General features: G+C 54.7%; 17 protein-coding genes. 12 read left to right on the top strand and 5 right to left on the bottom strand.

The annotated features are described in order from the left end of the window. Window positions 1-10: 10 nt before the first annotated feature. The 7 genes from AC5DDB_RS17955 (at window position 11) to AC5DDB_RS17925 (ending at window position 9,322) form a co-directional block, all read left to right on the top strand. A complete protein-coding gene (locus AC5DDB_RS17955) occupies window positions 11-3,214 on the top strand; it encodes a DUF7088 domain-containing protein (protein ID WP_491741125.1) in 3,204 nt (1,067 codons plus the stop codon). 130 nt (window positions 3,215-3,344) lie between these two features. Further along, window positions 3,345-5,057, top strand: coding sequence for a DUF4340 domain-containing protein (locus tag AC5DDB_RS17950; RefSeq protein ID WP_491741124.1), 1,713 nt, complete (start codon window positions 3,345-3,347; stop codon window positions 5,055-5,057). Window positions 5,058-5,225: 168 nt separating this feature from the next. Beyond that, complete coding sequence (locus AC5DDB_RS17945) at window positions 5,226-5,783, top strand: thioredoxin family protein (protein WP_491741123.1); 558 nt, start codon at window positions 5,226-5,228, stop codon at window positions 5,781-5,783. A gap of 108 nt (window positions 5,784-5,891) precedes the next feature. Then, entirely contained in the window at window positions 5,892-6,761 is an 870-nt protein-coding gene (locus tag AC5DDB_RS17940) for a fumarylacetoacetate hydrolase family protein (protein WP_491741122.1), read from the top strand. 145 nt (window positions 6,762-6,906) lie between these two features. Further along, entirely contained in the window at window positions 6,907-8,286 is a 1,380-nt protein-coding gene (locus tag AC5DDB_RS17935; protein ID WP_491741121.1) for a 6-phosphofructokinase, read from the top strand. Window positions 8,287-8,373: 87 nt separating this feature from the next. Then, the gene (locus tag AC5DDB_RS17930) at window positions 8,374-8,928 is read left to right on the top strand and encodes an RNA polymerase sigma factor (RefSeq protein WP_491741120.1); all 555 of its coding nucleotides are present in this window, start codon (window positions 8,374-8,376) and stop codon (window positions 8,926-8,928) included. Continuing rightward, window positions 8,921-9,322, top strand: a complete 402-nt coding sequence (locus tag AC5DDB_RS17925) for a hypothetical protein (RefSeq protein WP_491741119.1) — start codon at window positions 8,921-8,923, stop codon at window positions 9,320-9,322. The genes AC5DDB_RS17930 and AC5DDB_RS17925 overlap by 8 nt, the downstream gene beginning before the upstream one ends. Window positions 9,323-9,340: 18 nt before the next feature. On the opposite strand, the gene AC5DDB_RS17920 is transcribed toward AC5DDB_RS17925, so the two are convergent. Both AC5DDB_RS17920 and AC5DDB_RS17915 read right to left on the bottom strand, forming a co-directional pair. Beyond that, window positions 9,341-9,625 carry a hypothetical protein gene (locus AC5DDB_RS17920; protein ID WP_491741118.1) on the bottom strand — a complete coding sequence of 95 codons (285 nt, stop codon included), beginning with the start codon at window positions 9,623-9,625 and terminating at the stop codon, window positions 9,341-9,343. Window positions 9,626-9,683: 58 nt separating this feature from the next. Then, complete coding sequence (locus AC5DDB_RS17915; RefSeq protein ID WP_491741117.1) at window positions 9,684-10,490, bottom strand: single stranded DNA-binding domain-containing protein; 807 nt, start codon at window positions 10,488-10,490, stop codon at window positions 9,684-9,686. Window positions 10,491-10,735: 245 nt separating this feature from the next. Between AC5DDB_RS17915 and AC5DDB_RS17910 the strand changes: the two genes are divergently transcribed. Next, entirely contained in the window at window positions 10,736-12,265 is a 1,530-nt protein-coding gene (locus AC5DDB_RS17910; protein WP_491741116.1) for a sialate O-acetylesterase, read from the top strand. Here AC5DDB_RS17910 and AC5DDB_RS17905 read toward each other — a convergent pair. Then, window positions 12,262-12,684: a dual specificity protein phosphatase family protein gene (locus AC5DDB_RS17905; protein ID WP_491741115.1), complete on the bottom strand. Its 423-nt coding sequence runs from the start codon at window positions 12,682-12,684 to the stop codon at window positions 12,262-12,264. The two genes, AC5DDB_RS17910 and AC5DDB_RS17905, sit on opposite strands and share 4 nt — an antisense overlap. Before the next feature lie 127 nt (window positions 12,685-12,811). Between AC5DDB_RS17905 and AC5DDB_RS17900 the strand changes: the two genes are divergently transcribed. Further along, window positions 12,812-14,257 (top strand): hypothetical protein, encoded by a 1,446-nt coding sequence (locus tag AC5DDB_RS17900; protein ID WP_491741114.1) that lies wholly within the window; start codon window positions 12,812-12,814, stop codon window positions 14,255-14,257. 292 nt (window positions 14,258-14,549) lie between these two features. Here the strand turns inward: AC5DDB_RS17900 and AC5DDB_RS17895 are convergent, their stop codons facing one another. Continuing rightward, the gene (locus AC5DDB_RS17895) at window positions 14,550-14,906 is read right to left on the bottom strand and encodes a HesB/IscA family protein (protein WP_491741113.1); all 357 of its coding nucleotides are present in this window, start codon (window positions 14,904-14,906) and stop codon (window positions 14,550-14,552) included. 243 nt (window positions 14,907-15,149) lie between these two features. Between AC5DDB_RS17895 and AC5DDB_RS17890 the strand changes: the two genes are divergently transcribed. The 3 genes from AC5DDB_RS17890 (at window position 15,150) to AC5DDB_RS17880 (ending at window position 18,477) form a co-directional block, all read left to right on the top strand. After that, window positions 15,150-16,160 carry a 3'-5' exoribonuclease YhaM family protein gene (locus tag AC5DDB_RS17890; RefSeq protein ID WP_491741112.1) on the top strand — a complete coding sequence of 337 codons (1,011 nt, stop codon included), beginning with the start codon at window positions 15,150-15,152 and terminating at the stop codon, window positions 16,158-16,160. A gap of 125 nt (window positions 16,161-16,285) precedes the next feature. After that, window positions 16,286-17,587, top strand: coding sequence for an aldose epimerase family protein (locus AC5DDB_RS17885; protein ID WP_491741111.1), 1,302 nt, complete (start codon window positions 16,286-16,288; stop codon window positions 17,585-17,587). Window positions 17,588-17,688: 101 nt separating this feature from the next. Then, window positions 17,689-18,477 (top strand): arginyltransferase, encoded by a 789-nt coding sequence (locus tag AC5DDB_RS17880; protein ID WP_491741110.1) that lies wholly within the window; start codon window positions 17,689-17,691, stop codon window positions 18,475-18,477. Here AC5DDB_RS17880 and AC5DDB_RS17875 read toward each other — a convergent pair. Further along, window positions 18,464-20,080 carry an ABC transporter permease gene (locus tag AC5DDB_RS17875; protein ID WP_491741109.1) on the bottom strand — a complete coding sequence of 539 codons (1,617 nt, stop codon included), beginning with the start codon at window positions 20,078-20,080 and terminating at the stop codon, window positions 18,464-18,466. The genes AC5DDB_RS17880 and AC5DDB_RS17875 overlap by 14 nt on opposite strands. Window positions 20,081-20,127: the final 47 nt, after the last annotated feature.

Raw genomic sequence — 20,127 nt, 5'->3', positions numbered from 1 at the left:
CTTGTTTGCGATGAACGTGCTCAGTTTACTCAGTTCGACTTTGGTGATCGCCGCATTGGTGGTGCCGATCGCCTTTGTGGTGATATCGCTGGTGAAAAGCCATGTGACGCGGGCCGTTTTCCTGCGAAACACGATGAGCTACTTCCTCAGTGTGGTTGGCTACCTCTTTATTGTCGCGTTTTGTTTCGTCGCCGCACAGTTGGCGTTCGATGCGACGTTCTTCGCCAATAACCTGGCGACGCTCGACCAACTTTCGCAACAGTTTCCGCAGTTACTGCTCTTCATCGTGCCAGCCATCACGATGACCGCTTGGTCCGAGGAACGTCGACTCGGCACCGACGAATTGCTTTTCACGATCCCCTCGACCGACCGGGAAATTCTTCTGGGCAAATACCTCGCCGTGTTGGCGGTTTACACGATTGTGCTCGGTTTCGCGAAGATGATTTGGGTGATGCTCGCCTGGATTGGTTCGCCATCGGTTGGGTTGTTCTTCACCACATACCTCGGGTATTGGCTCGCGGGCGTGGCAATGTTGGCGGCTGGGTTGTTTGCGTCGTCGCTGACTCGCAGCACGCCGGTGGCGTTTTTGCTCGGGGCAGCAGTTTGTGCAATTCCCGTTTACCTGCCTGAAATCTACACCAGCCTGCTCGCCGTCTGGGATTGGAACCGGTTTATTCCGGGCATCTCCGGCGATTTGGAATATCACCTCAGCTCGAACTACCTTTTCCCAGATGCTCAACTGGCAGAATCACTGAGCGTGGGAGAACAACTCCGCGACTTCAGTCTGGGGATGATTCCCTTGTCGTCGGTGCTGTACTTCATCTCGTTCGCCACGATCATGCTGTACCTCAATTACATCGTGATCCGTAAACGACTGTGGAGTCGCGGGCAATCCATGGGAATGGGATTCCAGTACGCGGTCCGAGCTGTCGCCGTAACGGTGGCGATTGTCAGTTTGAATGTCATCGGCTACCAAGCTGCTGTGCGAGCCGACCTGACCCCGCAGAAGTATTACACGCTCAGTCAGGGCACGGAAAATGTGATCGAAAATATCGAAGCCGAACGCCCGGTGATTGTTCAAGCATTTCTTTCGCCGGAAGTTCCCGGTGAGTACCTGCCCGCGAAGAAACAACTCGTGGGATTGCTTCGCCAGATCGACAAAGCCGCCGGCGGTAAAATCGATGTGCAGTTCATTGATGTCGAGCCGTTCAGCGAAGAGGTCGAACAAGCCGAGCGATTCGGCATTACACCGGTCACGGTTTCCAGCCGAAAAGACGGTCGCGTGAGTCAAAGCGACGTTTATCTCGGTTTGGTCTTCGAGAGTAGTTACGACACTGTGACGCTCCCGTTCGTTGGCGACGGGGCGACTCCGTTGGAGTACGAGATCACCCGCTCGTTGGCAACGGTTTCAAATGCCACGCGTTTGACGATTGGCATTCTCGATACACAACTGCAGTTGATGGGCCAAAATTCGCCCGGCGGCCGGTCGATTCCGACTTCACAAATCGTTCAGGAACTCCGCCGTCAATACAACGTGGAAGCTGTCGATGCCTCGCAAGAAATCGACAGACTTAAGAAGCTTTTCACACTCGATATTGAAGCCGTCGAATCGCTCGATAAAAAGGAACTGAGCGATACAATTCGGCAGGAGTTCGACAAAAACGATATCTTCCTCTCGGACTCGGTAACCATTGATGTCGTCACTAAGGGCGAGCAATGGAAGATTCTCGATGAGTCGAACGATCGGGAATATACCGTCGAGAAGGAAATTGAAGTCGCGGATGATGATTCCAAAGACGAAGAGTCCGACGACAAGTCGAAGGAAGCCGAATCGGAAGTTGCGTTGGACGTCTACGGACAACGTTACGACGTCATCATCGCGGTCATGCCTTCGATGTTGGAACAGCCCGCGTTGAACCACCTGACGGAGTGGGTCCAGAACGGCGGGGCAACACTGATCTTCGATGACCCAATTCCGGCGATGTATGTCTATCCTCGGCCAATTGTCCAACGGGAATTCGGTCCGGATGGCGAACACTTTACGATGCGACAACGGGCGGTCGTGCAAATGTCGCCGATGATTCCGCCAGCACCCCCAACGCAGCCCGGCCAACCACCCGTGCAATACGGACGAATCGAGCCATTGCTTGAGTTGCTTGGAATTAGTTGGGAACCGGGTGAACTCGTTTGGGACCAGCACAACCCGTTGCGGTTTGCAGAACAGGTCCTGCCGGTGGAATACATCTTCGCCGATGCCCGTGCTCACGCCTTCTCGTTGAATGCGGAAAGTGAAATCACGAAGGGTCTGGAACAGGTTTTCCTGGCGTACTCGGGAACGGTTGTGCCGTTGGCGGGGCGAAAGGATGTCGAGGTGGACTACCTGATCGCAACCAGCGGTCAGTCGGGTGTATTGGAGTGGGACGAGTACACGGAGCAGGTCGGTTCGCCATTACAACGACAACCGATGACCGTTTTGCGAAACCCGCGTGACCCTGAGTTCGCTCGGGGGTTGCGTCCGGTGAACTACGTCCTCGACGAAGGGCATTGGCACGGACTTGCCGTTCGCGTCAAAGGCAAACCGAAAGAAGATTCCAAGAAGAACATCGAATCCAAGGTCAACGCCATTTTCGTCGCAGATACCGACGTCATCGGCGATTGGCTCTTTCAAATGCGGCGAGAAAACTCGGAACTGAGTTTCGACAACGTGACCTTCGTCCTGAACGCAGTCGATGAGTTGGCGGGTGTCGAGGACTTAATTCCGATCCGTCGTCGCAAACCGAAACAACCGACACTGACGCGAATCGAGAAGGAAGTCGCCAAACTTCGCAAAGCCGAGCAGGATGCGGAATCCAAAGCTCAGAAAGATCGACAGAAAACGATCGATCGAATCAAGAAGCAATTCGAGGAGCAACAAAAGGCGATCAAAGAAAACCCGAACCTGTCGCAGTTGGAGAAGGAAGACGAATCCGCTCGGATCGAAGCCTACGCGAATCGGGAAATTCAAGTGGCGAGTGCTCAAGCGGATCAGGAAATGCAAGCGAAGCAGCGACGGATCACGGCTTACTACCAACGTCGCATCCGCGAAACCGAAAACATCTTCCGGGCATACGCCATTGCCATGTCCGTCGTGCCGCCGATTCTTGTCGGGATGATTTTCCTTGGCCTGCGAGTGATGGGGGAACGACAAGACATTCCCAACCAACGCCGACTCTAAGAACAGTCGGACGCAAGCCACGAGGGATACACGCTCGAACAATCGGTATTTCATTCGAAGGAGCGATTCGTATCGCCGGACGCTCCTTACGATCGAGAAAACAAAACGCAGCTTTCCAGGAATTCATGCAATGAAAGAAAGCGTTCGAACTTCAATTTATGTGGGTGTCGCACTCGTTTGTGCGGCAATTGCCTACGGTGCGTACACGCAATCTCAAACGACAAACGTGGCGGGGTTCGTCAAAGTCGGGCAAGAGTTTTACCCGGAGTTTGACGACCCAACCGCTGCGAAGTCTCTGGAGATTTTCGAGTACGACGAGAACCTCGCGACGATCAGCCGCTTCAAAATTGAATACGAAGACGGCGTTTGGCGAATTCCGTCCCACAACAATTACCCCGCCGAAGCCAAGGACGAACTCTACAAGGTCGCCGCTTCGCTTATTGGTGTGAAACGGGAAGCACTTGCAGGTCGGTTGGAAAACTCGCATCGACGGTATGGCGTGGTCGATCCACTGACCGAAGACATGACGGTCCTCGTCGGTCGCGGGCAGCGGATCAAACTGACCGATGCCGACGGGAATTTGCTCGCCGACTATATCATCGGAAAACATCCTGCCGACAACGATCGCCTGTATTATCTTCGTCGGCCTGATGAAGACGAAACGTACCTTGTCGAACTGAAATTGGACAACATCTCGACAAAGTTCGCCGACTGGATCGACCCCGATCTGTTGCAACTGACATCCAGCGATTTGACGTTGATTTCTCAGCAAGATGCCAAGATCGATATGGTTCCCGTCGGGGCGGGACGGGTCATGCCTAAGAAAGTCGACGAAGATGTCATTACGCTCGACAAAGAAAACAGCCAGTGGAAGTTGGAAGGGCTGAACGATCCGAAAAAAGAACTCAAAACCACAGCCGTCAACACCATTACTTCGGCTTTGGCTGGGTTGGAATACGAAGGTGTTCGTCGGAAACCTGGCGGACTGACGGGAGATCTGAAGATCGATCAGGAGATTCTCCCGCCAGGTGTGGGGATGCAGGAGGTGATTCGGTTCCTGTCTGGCGGTTTGTTGCCTCAGTTGCAGGACAAAGGCTATACAGTATTGCTTGATACGGCTGACAATCCTCAGAACGTGGAAGATTTGCAATTTGCGATCTATGGCGAGGGAGGGGAGTTGGTTGTCGGGACAAAAGATGGCTTGAAGTACTATCTGCACTTCGGCAAAACATTCCGCGGGACCCGTCGGCAGATTCAAGTCGGTGAGACCGGCACTGCGACCGAAGACGAGGACGTCGGCATTACCGACACCCCTGATGAAGACTCCAAGGCTGATGATGCCGATGACGACACTCCTGCTGCCGACGAAGACCCGAAGAATCCAACGTCGCTCAGTCGTTATCTGATGGTGCGGGTTGCGTTCGATCCGTCGCTCGTTCCGGGTCGTCCAACGAAACCCGAGGAACCAAAAGCTTCGCCTCCGGCACAAGATCCGGGTGAACCGGCCGTTGCTGAAAAGTCCGATGCCAAACCGACTCAGCAACAAATGGAGCAGTATCAAAAGGATGTCGAACGCTACGAAGAAGACTTAAAAACGTTCGAAGAAAAATTAGCCGGCTTGCGTGAAGAAGCCGAGACGATGAATAAACGATTTGCGGACTGGTACTACCTCGTTTCGAACGAGAGTTACGACAAGCTCAAATTTACACGGGACGAACTTGTGCAAGCGAAGTCCGACAAGCCAGCGACTCCGCCAACTGGCAATCCGGGCGGCGGTTTTCCCGGAGGATTTCCGGGTGGCGGACTGCCTGGCGGTCTGAATTTCGGACCAGGTGGCAACTGATTCCACCCGCCGCGAACCAACTTCGATTATGCTCGCTAGTCCCGACTAGCGAGCATATTTCGTGTTCTGGGGACAGAAAATTCCTGTTGCCATAATTCGCATTTTCTGGGTAGACTTCGCGTCTCTCTCATCTCCGAAAATCTCATCTCTCCCTGGAAGGACTTCGTCATGGATCGACGAACCGTTCGCGCTATTTGTTTCGCCGGGCTGACGGTCTCGCTGTTCGCTACGACTCAGTCCGCGTTCGCTCAAACCGTTTCGAATCCCCAACCAGTTTCGGGGCAAGTGGCTGTCGCCAAACCCGTTGGAGTTATTCCGAACGCTGTTCCTACGACCGTCCAGTGGCAGCCGAATCTTCAGGCGGCACATCGACTGTCGCAGCAAACCGGGCGACCGATGTTACTTGTGTTCGGCGCGTCCTGGTGTCACTTCTGTCACAAGTTGGAAGATGAAACCCTTGGCGACCCACGGATGGCGAGCTACGTCAATTCCATGTTCGTTCCCGTCCATCTGGATTTGGATCAAGACGAACGAGTCGCAAAAATTCTCGGGGTGCATGCCGTTCCTGCGACGATTGTCCTGAGTCCCCAAGCGGAGTTGGTCGGTCGACATGATGGCTTTGCCAAAGTCGTGCCATTTGCCCAGAAGCTCGAACATTCGCGACAGACTTACCTGACGTCGCAAGCGAAGATTCAACAGGTCTCGCATGAATCCGCCGCCAAGTAACGCGGAGTTCCTGGGAACTCGTTGGCGATTGGTTGAGGAGCGGCGTTGCATGTCGTATGCTTCCGAACACAACAGCTGAAGCCTACATCCCGGTTTGGGGAATATGACATGCGATTAGCGAAGGTGCTGCTTGCGAGCAGTGAGTTGCGGATGGCGGTGGTCGAGGACGATCATCTGCGTTTGCTTGATCTTACCCAAGTCGACCATGTGCGTTCTTTCAGTGACGTGCTGCACGCCCCTGATCCGATCGGGTTGTCGAAGTTTCTCATCGATCAAACGGAAGATGCGGTTGGTTGGGGAGATGTGCAATGGTTGGCCCCGATCGATCGTCAGGAAGTCTGGGCGGCTGGCGTGACTTACCAGCGGAGTCAGAAAGCCCGGATGGAGGAATCCGAATCCGGGGCGTCGCATTACGATCGCGTCTACACAGCCGACCGGCCGGAGTTGTTCTTCAAAGGCACTCCGCGGTTGGTGTCCGGCCCTGGTGAGCCGGTTCGTGTTCGAGCCGACAGTGGATGGTCGGTCCCGGAACCGGAATTCGCTTTGGTGATTAGTCCCGATATGCGGATCGTCGGGCACACGATCGGGAACGATATGTCCGCTCGCGACATCGAAGGCGAGAACCCGCTCTATTTGCCGCAAGCGAAAGTCTACAACCAATGTTGCGGACTTGGTCCGTGTGTGCAGGTGGCTGACCCGGACGAACCGCTGAACCTCGCCGGCACAGAAATCACCTTGCGGATTTCTCGGGCAGGACAGGAAGTCTTCCAGGGCAACACCAATCTCGGCGAGTTGGCTCGGAGTTTGGAAGGCTTGGTGGATTGGCTCGGACGCGATCACAGTTTTCCTGAGGGAGCAATTCTCCTGACGGGCACGGGTATCATTCCGCCCGATGAATTCACGCTGGAAGACGGTGATTCCGTGTCGATCGAAATCACCGGGATCGGCACATTGACCAATCCCGTCGTCAAAGGCTGATCCACATCGACATGCGTGGATTTGGCGTTTTCAGCAAATTTTGGCGGCTCACTTGTACGCGCCCCGCTGGAATCCGATATGCTGTGCGATATCCGTTGCAATAGCGAGCGCTTGAATTCCGGCCTTGAATGACGAGAGAGACAACATGCGACGAATCGCGATCTTGACCGCCGGCGGCGATACGCCAGCTTTGAACGCGACCATTCACGGTGCAGTCGAGCGGGCCAATCAGCTTGAGATTGAAGTCTACGGAATCGTCAAAGGTTTCGGCGGCATGCTCGACAGCCGCGTTCCCCACGTTCGGCTAAATCCGTTGTACTCGACAATTCCCGAATTGGATCCGCATTTGGGCGGCACATTACTAGGGGCATCGCGAACTTATATCGACCCCTCGAAAAAGTCGGAACTCAAAGAGGTGATGCAGCGGCTTTCGCGGTTAGAGCTTGAAGGCCTGATTTGCATCGGCGGTGACGGCACGATCAGCGGCATGCAACCGCTCACTGAGTATTTCCCCTGCGTGTTGGCACCTAAGACGATCGATAACGATCTCGGGCTGAACTACATCGACGAATGCAATGCTTGGCGGCGTGTTACCTCGCCGGACGGTCGCACTGATTACGTTTACGAGTGTGATCGGGATGAAATCGAACTCGGCGAGATCATCAACTTCGCAGTTCCGGGTTATGCGACCGCAGTTTATGTTGTGGCTCAATCGATCACACGAATTCGGACCACCGCGGAAAGTCATCGTCGGATTGCCATTGTCGAAGTCATGGGCAGACATTCCGGCTATATTGCACTCGGATCGGCCTACGGTCAGCCGGATATCATCTTGCTACCGGAGTCACGGATGAATCTCGACCACGTCGAGGCACGTGTCCGCGAACTCTACGATATGCAGAAGCACGTGGTCATCGCGATCGGCGAAGGTGTCGAAGACGATCAGGGGAATATGCTGGGAGCCGAGTCGTTCTCAGTCGACCCTGCTGGCAACGTCCGTTTGAGCGGTGCTGCGGAAGCGTTGAAAGCCATGCTTTGCGAACGTCTTGGCGATGAATTTTTCATTTCGCGTCGTCGGGACATGAAGGCGACGAGTGCGATTTTCACACGGAAAGTCGGGCATACCCAGCGTGGTGGCCGTCCGATCCGGTTCGATCGTTTTTATGCGTCGCAGCTTGGCGGAAAAGCCGTCGACCTCATCAACGAAGGACGCAATAACGAAATCGCCACGTTGCAATGGTCGGAACCACGGGGCTTCTATGTGGATTCCATTCATGCGAACAAGATGTGCGACCGTTGGAACCACATTCACGCACGGCGGCTACACCCGTCTTTCTACGACCCGCATCGCATGCAGCCATCGAAATTGGGACGTGAGTTCCTGCAAACGATCTTCACCAAGGCGATCGGTTCGGACGATGTCGAGCACATTTTGCACACCGTGTTCAGCCCAGGAAATCTCCAAAGCCGTTATCAAAGCGTGCACGTCGATGTCCACAAGCGGATGCAATTCCTAGACAAATAACGCGTTACAGCTTTTTTGCCGTGACGGGAAAAATTTATAGACAAATTGCATCGCGAGGCAGGTCCATCGGGTATTGTGAAAGATCCGATGTCCAAAATATCCGACCAAGTTCGAGATTGCTTACGGCGATTGTCTGCAGGATCGTCGGATGCTCTCGATGCGCTTTACGACTTGACCGCCGCGCGGCTCGTGCGGTATGCGTACACGCTCACGCGGCATCGCGATGATGCGGAAGACGTGTTCCAGGCAGCGTTTGTGCGAGTGGCGCGTCGGCCGCATGGGTTGATTCGTGCAGATTACCCTTGGCCTTATTTACTGCGAATTGTACGGAACGAAGCTTTCCGCCTATTGAGTCGTCGCACCCCGGTGCCGTTGCCGACGGTCGTCCTTGAGTCTCACACAGATGTCGGGATAGAACTCGATCAGGAAGATTTGCGACGCTCCGTGCAATTGGCACTTGCAAAGTTACCGGTCGCTCAATCGGAAGTCGTTGTGTTGAAAGTCTGGGAGGAAATGACGTTCGCCGAAATTGCCGCAGTGATGGACGAATCGCCGAATACAATCGCGAGCCGGTATCGCTACGCCTTACAGAAGTTGCAGCCGATGTTGGAACCATTGTCCGACGAGGTGCCGTATGAGTGATCATCACGAATCCGAGTGGACCGAACTCGAGCAGTTGATCCGAAGTGCCGCTGACGACGGGCCGGCGTTACCGGCGACGTTGCGGAGTCGAACGTTGCAACGGGTCGAACGCACTTGCCAACATGACCGGTGGCGAGAACGAGTCCTGGGGGCAATTTCACTCTTGGTGGTAGTCTGTGGACTTTGTCTGTCGATCCGTCCATTGCCGTCAATTAGTCATGTCCTGTCGTTTCAAAGTGTGGCCCGCATCTTTGAAGATGGCTTCGATCCCACGACACCCGCAGTGATGGAATTAGATGGGGAATTGCTGTTCGAGCATGATATGCAAAGCCTTAGAGAGCGTCAGATGCGGTGGCAACCACTCACGAAGTCGATCCCGACTCGTTCGCTCTAAGCCGAGCACACTGACGGTTTAGACCGACTGGCCGCCAATCAGATCGGCTTGACCGGCTGCTTCCAGTTCTTCGGTCGACAGAAACCGCCACTCAGAAACGTCGTGGTTACAGTGTGGGCAACGCGGATGTTGTGCGTCGGGTCGCAAGTTGGTGGATTGTTTAAGCTGTGCGGGATCTTTCCAGATCGCCTCACATTCATCGCACACCGCCGACAACATCTTGCAACCGTCGCATTCCGCAATGCGAACCATTCCCTGGCCGCAACATGGACACATTCTGAGATAAGGTTTTGCTTCACTCACGAGTCTTCCTCGGGGTATTCGTGTCAACAGGTTTGTAGATTGATCGGGGTGTGGTCGGTCAACGGGGGAAGGCGGTGATGACCTCGCTGGTCCCTTTGCGGACGACGATGAAGATTTTCGTGAGCGGCGGGTGATTGCGTTCGGCCCCGGTTTTGCCACCCAAGAATCCGACGCGACGACCCATCGATACCGTGTAGACATCGCGACCGTCGTCAGTTTGCGGGCGGATGCGATTGGTCTTGATCTTCTTCCAAGCCTCATCGATCCATCCAAACGCCACTTCGTCGCCCCCGTCGAAAACGCCATGCGGACCGTCGCGGTCGGGGATATCCCGGGCATGTCGGAGCACGTGGGCTTTCCGAGTCAGCCCCATCGGATCACGTCCGCTGTAACGCACACCGGCCGGGCTGATCCAAGCGTCTCGACCGATCGATTTCAACGCGACCGGTTTGGGAAGTTCGTCGACTTTGCTGCCAGGTTTCGGTTTGATTGTTTTCAACCGGCTGGCGGAATCCAAACGGATCTGAAGTTTCCCGCGGAACCGTTCGAGCCGTCCGCGAACCAGAACAGAGTCCCCTTGAAGCGAGGTTGCCAGGGCGTCTTGGGGAAACTTTCTCGCGACCTCACTTGGGATGAAAACGACGAACTCTCCGTTCGCCACGAAGTTCAAGAACACATGCCCGGAAGACGATTTTCCGGTCCGTGAGACCTCGCCGACAACGGAAATCTCTTTGCCAACTGCTTTCTGGAGATCCTGCTTGTTGGCGACCGGAATTGCTAGGTTGGTTTTCTCGTCCGCAAAAACGCCGGTGCTGACCACCACACCAGACAGGAGTCCAAGCAAAATCAACAACTGCTTTCGCATGACAACTTTCTGTCTATGACGCAGGAAGGATACGGAAAGGGCGATGGCCGGTTCTTCGAAATGCGGCGAAGGGATCTTCAACTCAGTCTACAATCGGCGAAGCGTAGGTCAACAACCGTTTGGCTTCGATCGTTGGGCTCGTTCATTGTCGCGTTTGGGATCCGCAAGACATACTGATACAATTTCGGTTCTCATGTTGTGGTCGAATCAAACCGCACGTCGCTCCCATCATAGAAAGAACCCCAATGCGAAACATACCGTTGGCTGTCGCGTTACTAGTTAGTTCCATCGTAGCGGTGCCGTCGAGTTTGGTGGCGGACGTCAAACTGGCGACGATCTTCTCCGATCACATGGTACTCCAACGTGACAAACCAGTTCCCGTCTGGGGATGGGCCGATGCTGGCTCGAAAGTGACGGTCTCCTTTGCCGATCAGGTCAAGACCGCAACCACGAATGATGCAGGCAAGTGGATGGTCAAACTTGACCCACTTAAAGCCTCGGCAAAGCCAACCACACTTAACGTCGGGTCGGATCGGCAAGACGGTTTGGTGAAGGTTTCCGATGTGCTGGTCGGTGAAGTTTGGCTGGGTTCTGGTCAGTCGAATATGGCGATGACGGTATCGCGGGCTTTGTCCTTCGAAAACGAAAAAGCGAATGCCGATTTCCCCGAAATTCGCATGTTCAAAGAGTCTTCCGGCGGAGCGGACAAACCAGCAACCGATGCGAAGGGGACATGGACGGTATGTACGCCAGACAATGTTGGTGGATTCTCGGCGACGCTGTATTTCTTCGGTCGGGAACTTCATCGGAAACTTGGCGTGCCGGTCGGTTTGATCAACTCATCCGTCGGTGGCACACCGATTGAATCTTGGATCGCAGCCGAAGCGCAGGCCGCGACGACCGAACTTCAGGAGAGTCATGCGGCTGCGGTCGAAGCCTATGAGAGTTTCGATGTCGCGAAAGCGGAGGCTCAATATGAAACGGCACTCGTCCAGTGGAAAACGCGAGCAGCGCAGGCCAAAGCCAACGGCAAGCCGACTCCACGACGACCGCAAAGCCTAGCCGAACGACACAAACGACGCAGCGGCCCGGGCGGGTTGTTCAATGGCAAAATCGCACCGCTGATTCCCTTCGCGATTCGGGGGGCTGTGTGGTATCAAGGGGAAGCCAATTCGCAACCGGGGAAAGGAAATCTCTATCAATATCAGTTGCCGTTGTTGGTCCAAGATTGGCGGGAACGTTGGGGCGAGGATTTCCCATTCGCTTGGGTTCAATTGCCGAATTTTGAACGCGCCGGCGAAGGTTGGATGCTCGTCCGCGAGGGCATGTTGAAAACCCTGCGGCTGCCGAAAACGGGGATGGCGATAACGATCGATATCGGCGAAGCCAACGACATTCACCCTCGAAACAAACAAGATGTCGGCCGACGGTTGGCATTCTGGGCATTGGGTGACGTTTACAATCTTGACGTCGTCACGAGCGGACCGATTCCCAAGAGTCACGAGATCAAGGGCGGGCAAGTGACGATCCAATTTGATCACGCAGACGGCGGGCTGATCGCGGAGAGCGGAGAACCGAAAGGGTTCGTCATCGCTGGTGCGGATGGCGAGTGGAAACCGGCGACGGCAAAAATCAATGGCGACACGGTGGTTGTGTCCCATCCGGAAGTCAGCAACCCCGTCGCAGTGCGGTACGCGTGGAAGGCCAATCCCGAAGTCAACCTGACGAATGCGGCCGGACTCCCGGCTTCACCGTTCCGCACAGACGATGACTAATCTGAGGTGACAATCGCGTTTTGTATCTGCTGAAACAAACGTGGCGAGATGTCGGCGGGGCCGTCCTCACACAGGACGGTCACGGCCTCGGCAAACGGAATTTGTTCCACCAACGAAATTCCGGCTGCAGCCACACAGACCGATCGGCTCATGCCCGCCGAACAACAAACCAAAACGGGCACTTGTGCTTTGATGAGACTGGCAACGGTTTGCGCGGCCAGTCGAAGTAACCAACTCGGATTGTCACCACCATCCGAGAGAGGAAACCGACAGCGAATCAACTCTCGCGGCAGCGAAACGAATGCTTCGTTGTCGGGCAACTCCACAACGGCTGAAATCCCGGCATCACACACCACGCGAGGATTCCACAAATCACCCGCGTTTCCGATCCAAAGCGTTCGGCCTGCAACTTTTCGCATGCATTGACCTCAAAAACGGTTTCGGGTTTGCGATGGTTTGTGGGAACGTTCCGCCGATGTTCGACATCAATCTATTCTGATCTGGCTTCGATGACGAGTCATCAATGAATTGTTGAGAAGGACACCCATGCTCAGCCATCCACGGTTCGCATTGCTATTGTTCGGTTGGAATTTGTGGGCAGCGAGCTTCGTATTCGCGGCGGACACAAAGCGGGACGCGTGGTCGTTTCGCATGATGGGCCAAGACGTTGCATACGTAAAGCAGACGGACGGCCAATGGATCTTCGCGCGACCAGGCAAGTCGATCAATCCGCTCGAAGAAGTTGAGCGGTCCGACGATGAAATCATCCTGCAAAATGTGAAGTCAAAACTCTTCATCAAACTCACCGACAAACAAGCGTTCTGGCGACAACCGAAACAAGAAACGTGGACCAAGTACTATATGGGATCCTGGTCAATTCCCGCGAAAACAGTTCAGGACTGGATCGAGAGCCAACAACCAAAATCGCCTGCCACTGATGACAATGCCTACGAAGTCCGTGTGATCTATTTCGTCCCCAGCGATCGCGAACCGACTGCGAATTGGGAAGAGAAAACGCGAACCGTGGTTCATTTTGTGGATTCGATGTACCAGAACGATCTGCAATCCAAACGGCTCAAAACCGATGGGTTAATCTGGGAAATGGAAGGCGAGCAGAAGAAAATTCATCTCGTGCGTGGCTCGCAACCGGCGAGTTTCTACAATGCCGCACCAGCCTATGACAAGAACAAACAATTTCGGCTTGTCGGAAAAGAGTTGCGAGAGAATGGGTTCGGGCCTGGGCAACTACGGCTCGTGTTTTGTGAGAATTACGATCTCGGCCCAGCGGATATGCTGTGGAATGGGACCTTGGCGTTAGGAGCATACGAGTCCGCCCGCGGTGGTTTGGCGATGTTCTCGGCTCACATCCTGCGGGATGAGTTTTGCGATATCACGCCCGAACGTCAGATCGCGCGGTTCTTCGACCAAACGCCTGTGGCCGGTCGTCGCGCGATGGGGCACCGCATGAATTCGCCGCGTGCCGAATTCGTGGAAGATGGTTTCGGGGCGGTGATCCATGAACTTGGTCATGCCCTCGGACTGCCGCACGATTTCCGCGATCACGATCGGCATGTCATGAGCAACGGCTTCCGGCAAATTCGTCGCAACTTGACATCGCGAACGCCGAAATCAAAACGCGTGACATTCTCCGACATCAATACGCTACTGCTCATGTCATCGCGATATCTCAATTCCAAAATTGACCGTGAAGACAACACACCACCGAAAATCGGCATCGAAGTGCTTTCCGTCAACCGGACCACCGCACGAGTAACACTCAAGCTGACCGCGAGCGACGACAATGGTCTTCGTGCGTTCGCCATCCACGATCAGAATGCGGAAGCCTATGTTGCAGGCGATGCGATCGAAGGCCAGGAATTCGAGAAAGAAGTGACGGTCGTTGGCAAACCGAAAGACGGTTTGCTGAATCTCACGTTGATCGTTGTCGATGCTGGCGGAAATCAGACGCGTGAGAAAAGAGAGCTGCGATAGACACTCTCAAAACAACCAACCGAAAGAGCTGGGACAACGAAGTGTTGCCCAGCTCTCGGTACTGTTTGATTTGCCGTGATGTTGGGTCGTGCAGAATTACAAGGAACACAACCTATTACAAAGGACGAAGTTGTGTACCACTGCGAGCTTGCTTAGCAGTGCGAGTGACCAGCCGTCCGGGCGTCGCTAAAAACACTGCTGGACGAGCCAGCAGTGGCACCCGTTAACGCTGACCAATGCGAAATCGCACGGGACCCAGCCTACCAGTTCTTGATTCCGCTGCCTGATCGGTCTAGGCGGAGAAACTGCTGCCGCAGCCGCAGGATTTAACGGCATTGGGGTTGTTGAAGGTGAAGCCGCGGCGTTCGATGCTTTCGTGGAAGTCGATTGTGGTGCCGTCGAGGAACAGGGCGCTCTTCTTGTCGACAGCCACGCGGACGCCATGTTGTTCACTGACGGCATCTTTTTCGGCGTCGGCTTTGTCATCGAAACCGAGAGCGTATTGGAAGCCGCTGCATCCGCCACCGGCCACACCGACGCGAAGCATCGTGTTTTCGGGGTATCCGCCTTCGCTGATGACTCGTTTCACTTCCTTCGCGGCGGTCTCGGTCAGGGTGATGGAGGAGGTTTCAGTCAATTGAACGGTCATGTTGGAATTTCTCCTGAGCGAATCGAGCAGGTAATTTCGGCTGTTCAGTGTTTAATGAGGAAACGCGACACGCAGGCCATCCGCGAATCGGTATCGTAGTATAAACGTCCGTGGCCAGATTGACGAGGGGTTTTTCAGATTGCAAGCCAGGATTCAGGCGGAAGTTCGATTAGATTTGCAATTTTCGCGAAGTGCTCGTATGTATCATGAATCACGCCCCATTGATGTTCAAAGGATCCGACGATGGCCGCCGATTCGCGAATTGTCCGCTTATCCGACTTGGAAGACGGCCAAAGTGGCGATTGTTTCGTGCTAATGACAGAGAAGAATCGGCATACCACTCGCGACGGTAAACCATTCTACCGCATTGGGTTCCGTGATGCGGCGCGAACAGTGACGGCCATGGTTTGGCAGGATTCCGCCTGGTTCGAGGAGTGTGAAACCCGTTGGCAGCCGGACCTGTTCTATAAGATTCGTTGTCGTTATGAGGACACCTCGTATGGTCCGCAAGTGGATATCGACCGGATTCGCGAAGTCGTCGAGGCTGACGAAGCCGACGGTTTCGATTTGGGGGAATTCCACCCGCGCACGCGGTTCGACATTGATGAATTAGAGCAGCGATTGCGGCGGATTGCCCAGGACGAGATCGCCGACCCGGCTCTCAAGCGGCTGGTGCTGGAGTTGCTGGTCGACAACGCGGAAGTTCTCCGAAAACTTCCCGCCGCCACCAGGAACCATCACGCCTACACGGGCGGGTATCTGGAGCATGTCGTCGCCGTGACGGAGACTGCGGTGTATCTGGCGGACAAGTACGATGTTCATTATCCGAACATGCAGCCGCGGTTGTCGAAATCGTTGGTGGTCGCGGGGGCGATTCTGCACGACATTGGCAAAATCGCGGAGCTTCATTATCGGCCGCAGGGCAGTCAATACACGGCTGAGGGAAAACTCATTGGGCACATTCTGCTCGGTCGGGATATGGTCCGCGATAAAGCCGCCACCATTCCCGATTTCGATACCGAAGTGTTGCTTCGGTTGGAGCACATTATCGTCGCTCATCAAAACTTGCCGGAGTGGGGCTCGCCGATTGCCCCGCACACACCTGAAGCAATGCTCGTCCACATCGCTGACGATGCCGACGCCAAATTTCACATGGTTGCGATGGCATTGTCGACTTCCCCACCCGATTCCGAATTCACTGACCGCCAGAATCCGCTGCGAAGAGCCATCTTCCGTGGCTTCGCGAACGAGTGATTTTTATGTCGTGATTTCGGCCGAGTTTTCACGGACTTGACCACAGTTGACGCGAATCGCACACTGGGCGTCTGGATCTGATAGGATCGTGGATCTTCGGCATCTTTCGACTGATGAGGATAGACATGCGTAAGCGCTCTTGGTGGGCTGCGGTGGCGGCGACGGGGTTGTTGATGGTAGCGGGCTGCGGTGGTGGCGAGAAACCACCAGGGGATGGAGGCACACAACCTGGTGAGACGAATGCTTCCTCCGACCAACCAACAGAGAAACCCATGATGCGACTGGAATCCGAACCGTTCGGCGAATGGACCGACCCCGCCGGCGAAACTCACAAAGTCACCAAGTACATTCTCTCCAATGGTCGCGTGACTGTGTCGATTCTTGACTACGGTGCGATTGTGCAATCGTTAATGACGCCGGACCGCGACGGCGAGATGGAAAACATCACGCTCGGTTTCGATGAGTTGGCTCCCTATGCGGACATGGAAAATAAAGACCCGTACTTCGGTGCGATCGTCGGACGATACGGCAACCGGATTGCCAAGGGGAAATTCACGATCAACTTGCCCGAGGGAACGGCCGCCACAAACAATGGCGAAAGCTACACACTGGCGACGAACAACGATCCGAACCACCTGCACGGTGGAGACCGCGGCTTCAACGATGTGCTCTGGCAAGCCCGAATGATGCCGGCTGATGTCACCGACGACGGCAGCGTTGGGGTGCATCTGACCTACATCAGCGCGGATGGCGAAGAAGGATACCCGGGTCAATTGAAAAGTGATGTCATTTATCGGCTGACCCCCAACGACGAACTTCGCATCGAGTACACCGCCACCGTGAGCGAGAAGGCTACGCCGATCAATCTGACGAACCATTGTTACTGGAATCTTGGCGGCGTCGATTTGCAGAACCCGAAAGACTCAGCCAGCATCCTCGATCACGTGCTGATGTTGAACTGCGAACGCTATCTGCCGGTGGATGACACGCTGATTCCGACTGGGGAACTGAAGTCCGTGCAGGGTACGCTGTTCGATTTCACCAAAGCTCACCCGATCAACAAAGACTTCAAAGAGTTGAAAGGCGATGCCGAAAACGGCGGGTATGACCACTGCTTCATCACGCCAAATCTGGGCAAGGAACAACCGGGATTGACGCTTGTGGCTCGGCTGTCCGATCCGGAATCGGGACGGGTCATGGAAATTGAAACCGATCAACCGGGCATTCAGTTCTACACGGGCAACTTCCTGAGCGGAGGACCGTCTGACGCGGGATTCCCGCAGCACCACGCATTGTGCTTGGAAACGCAGAACCTGCCCGATTCGCCAAACCAACCGGAATTTCCTTCCAGCATTTTGGAACCGGGGCAGAGTTACAAGCACACAACCGTGCATCGCTTTTCTATCATGGATGAAGATGAAGAGTAGAATATCGGGATTGGGAGTTAGGATTTAGGGATTCCTCGTTGCAACGAGATCCCTATTTCCTCGTTCCTGAATTCCATTCCCTTGTTTTCCGTGCGAACTTCATGACCCAACCGATTCTTGAGCTTTATCGGACGGTCGAGCCGCCGCGTCGGTGTTCTTATTTGCCTGACGAGACAGCTTCGCTGGAATACCGTGTCCTGGGGCAGATCTCGGCTGACACCTACGAAACATGGCTGGAACGCGGATGGCGACGACATGGTTGGCACTTCTTTCGACCGGCTTGTCGGGAGTGTGTGAAGTGCCGGTCGCTACGGGTTGACGTCGCCGCGTTCCAACCCACGAAAAGTCAGCGACGGACGATCAAACGTAACTCCGACGTGCAGCTGGTTGTGCAACGCGCGAGTGTGACCGAGGAACATCTTCGGCTCTACAATGAATGGCATGCGGATATGCACGTCCGCAGCGGTTGGCGGGCGGAGTCGATCGATGCCAACCAATACTTCGAGTCGTTTCTGATGGGCGAATGGAAGTTCGCTCACGAGTTTCTGTACTACGAGAACGACCGGCTCATCGGTGTGGGCTTGGTCGATATACTCGCCGATTCTCTCTCCAGCGTGTACTTCTATCACGATCCGGAATGGCGGCCACGTGGTCCGGGGACGTTCACGATTTTGCAGGAGATCGAGTACGCCCGCACCCATGGCAAACGTTGGGTGTACTTGGGCTATCACATCGAGGAATGTCAGTCGATGGCCTACAAGAACCGCTTCGGACCACACGAGGTCTTGAAGTGGTACCCGACGCCCGAAGAAAATCCGCAGTGGAGTCGCCCTGTCGATTCCGCTTCAGACGACTCCGCGAATGGCCCGAACTCCGTTACTCGTCAATAAAGGGCGAGTCGGCTTCGCGAGCGACTTGGTCGGACTTACCGGCGTTTAGAATCGTCGAAATGCCTCGCAGCATCGGGATGAAATTCAAGAACACTGCCAGTACCGCAAACGTCGAGAGTACTGGTATCACGTAACGAATATCGCTGTAGCCGGAGATGACTCGCTGCACGGTCGTAAACGGATCGAAAAGCTGCATGGCATGGTAGCTACGACGGTATTGCCGGAAGTATTCTAGGCTTAGCAGAAGTTGAGGGCCGGCAACACACGCCATCATCAGGATGAACGTGACCAGACGCGCATGACCGGGCCTGATGCCTACACCGGCTGCATGTCCCCAGCGAGCGAATGCCGTATTGATTCCGCAGTACATCACGAGATAGCAGCAAATTGCCCAGACGCCTCGCATCTCGGCATCGAACTGGGACATCTCAAGGGACAGCCGCCCGACAAAGTTCGGTGCGATTCCTGTTCCTCCGCGACGACCATCGCCAAACGCAGCTACGCCAATCAAATAGAATGCAAAAATTAGCAGCACATTCATCAGCAGCAAAATATAGCCGCGGGCACCGCCGGGCATGAACGGCGTTTTGATCAGCCGCCAAACACCACTTCCCCCAATATGCCGACGAATCCGACGGGAAAGGGCATCGGGTTCGGCAGTCATCACCAGACCGAAAATTCCCCAGTGCACACAAGACATAATGACATAGGCAAAGAACATCTCTTGATCGATTCGGCCGAGATCAACTGTTGCGTACACGACAAAGGTCACAATCCAGAACAACAGGAATTGAGCGGTCATCGTCACGCGAATTGCTGTGCTGCGGTTGTCCGTCTCGAACGTCAATTGAGCAATTGCAATCTGCCGTAGCAAAATGAAGTAGGAAGTCGCCACGACCAGAAACAAACCGTTGCCCAACCAAAATTCGGCGTTGTCGAATGGCAGTGGGGCGAAGTAAGTGGCCGTATACGCTAAGATGGCCATCCCCCACATCGCACCGATCACGCCCATGAGTAATCCGACAGCGAGTGCTGCTTGTTGCGAACGGTTATTCGTGAGTGTACTCGCCGTCACGCTGATACAGCACAGACACAGTGAGACCAAGAACGAGAGCACGAGCAGGTACGCAGCTAACGCGGTGTCGAAGCCTTGCATCGTGGATGCAAACGCGATGAACGGCGTGATGGCGGAGTAATAGATGAAAAGTTGCACCATTGCCGCCAACAGTTTCCCGTTGACGATTTGCCCCGGTTGCAATGTGGTGACACTGAGGACTTCATACGTCAGAAAATCCCGCTCCGACTTCAAACTCAAGTACGCATTGAACGGCACAATGATCAGCGTGGCGATCGCGAGCGCAATGTAAAAGTAGAAGAAGAAGTCGCGACCGGCGGCTTCGTATTCGATTCGTTCGCCCCACATCAGCAAGCCGAAGACCGCCGTCAACCATGCCCCGGCGACTAAGAGGAAGAACGTCACCACAAACTGACGACTCTTAAGCGACTGCCGAACTTCTTTAATCAGAATCGGGTTGCACCAGTCGGCGACTCGATCGACCCAAGGGGGCACGGAGCGGATTTTGTCAGCGGTTGTGGTACTCATTGAGGTCTTTCAATTTGCGATTCATCGGCAGCTAAACCGATGGCTGA

The sequence above is a fragment of the Thalassoroseus sp. genome (genome assembly GCF_984380535.1).
Note: the sequence above shows the minus strand (reverse complement) of the source record. Positions and strands in the feature narration are given on the sequence as shown.

Bases quoted from the DNA above. Each gene is read 5' to 3' on its own strand.
- AC5DDB_RS17955 (WP_491741125.1), top strand. From the start codon at position 11: ATGAACGTGCTCAGTTTACTCAGTTCGACTTTGGTGATCGCCGCATTG.
- AC5DDB_RS17950 (WP_491741124.1), top strand. From the start codon at position 3,345: ATGAAAGAAAGCGTTCGAACTTCAATTTATGTGGGTGTCGCACTCGTT.
- AC5DDB_RS17945 (WP_491741123.1), top strand. From the start codon at position 5,226: ATGGATCGACGAACCGTTCGCGCTATTTGTTTCGCCGGGCTGACGGTC.
- AC5DDB_RS17940 (WP_491741122.1), top strand. From the start codon at position 5,892: ATGCGATTAGCGAAGGTGCTGCTTGCGAGCAGTGAGTTGCGGATGGCG.
- AC5DDB_RS17935 (WP_491741121.1), top strand. From the start codon at position 6,907: ATGCGACGAATCGCGATCTTGACCGCCGGCGGCGATACGCCAGCTTTG.
- AC5DDB_RS17930 (WP_491741120.1), top strand. From the start codon at position 8,374: ATGTCCAAAATATCCGACCAAGTTCGAGATTGCTTACGGCGATTGTCT.
- AC5DDB_RS17925 (WP_491741119.1), top strand. From the start codon at position 8,921: ATGAGTGATCATCACGAATCCGAGTGGACCGAACTCGAGCAGTTGATC.
- AC5DDB_RS17915 (WP_491741117.1), bottom strand. From the start codon at position 10,490: ATGCGAAAGCAGTTGTTGATTTTGCTTGGACTCCTGTCTGGTGTGGTG.
- AC5DDB_RS17910 (WP_491741116.1), top strand. From the start codon at position 10,736: ATGCGAAACATACCGTTGGCTGTCGCGTTACTAGTTAGTTCCATCGTA.
- AC5DDB_RS17905 (WP_491741115.1), bottom strand. From the start codon at position 12,684: ATGCGAAAAGTTGCAGGCCGAACGCTTTGGATCGGAAACGCGGGTGAT.
- AC5DDB_RS17900 (WP_491741114.1), top strand. From the start codon at position 12,812: ATGCTCAGCCATCCACGGTTCGCATTGCTATTGTTCGGTTGGAATTTG.
- AC5DDB_RS17895 (WP_491741113.1), bottom strand. From the start codon at position 14,906: ATGACCGTTCAATTGACTGAAACCTCCTCCATCACCCTGACCGAGACC.
- AC5DDB_RS17890 (WP_491741112.1), top strand. From the start codon at position 15,150: ATGGCCGCCGATTCGCGAATTGTCCGCTTATCCGACTTGGAAGACGGC.
- AC5DDB_RS17885 (WP_491741111.1), top strand. From the start codon at position 16,286: ATGCGTAAGCGCTCTTGGTGGGCTGCGGTGGCGGCGACGGGGTTGTTG.
- AC5DDB_RS17880 (WP_491741110.1), top strand. From the start codon at position 17,689: ATGACCCAACCGATTCTTGAGCTTTATCGGACGGTCGAGCCGCCGCGT.
- AC5DDB_RS17875 (WP_491741109.1), bottom strand. From the start codon at position 20,080: ATGAGTACCACAACCGCTGACAAAATCCGCTCCGTGCCCCCTTGGGTC.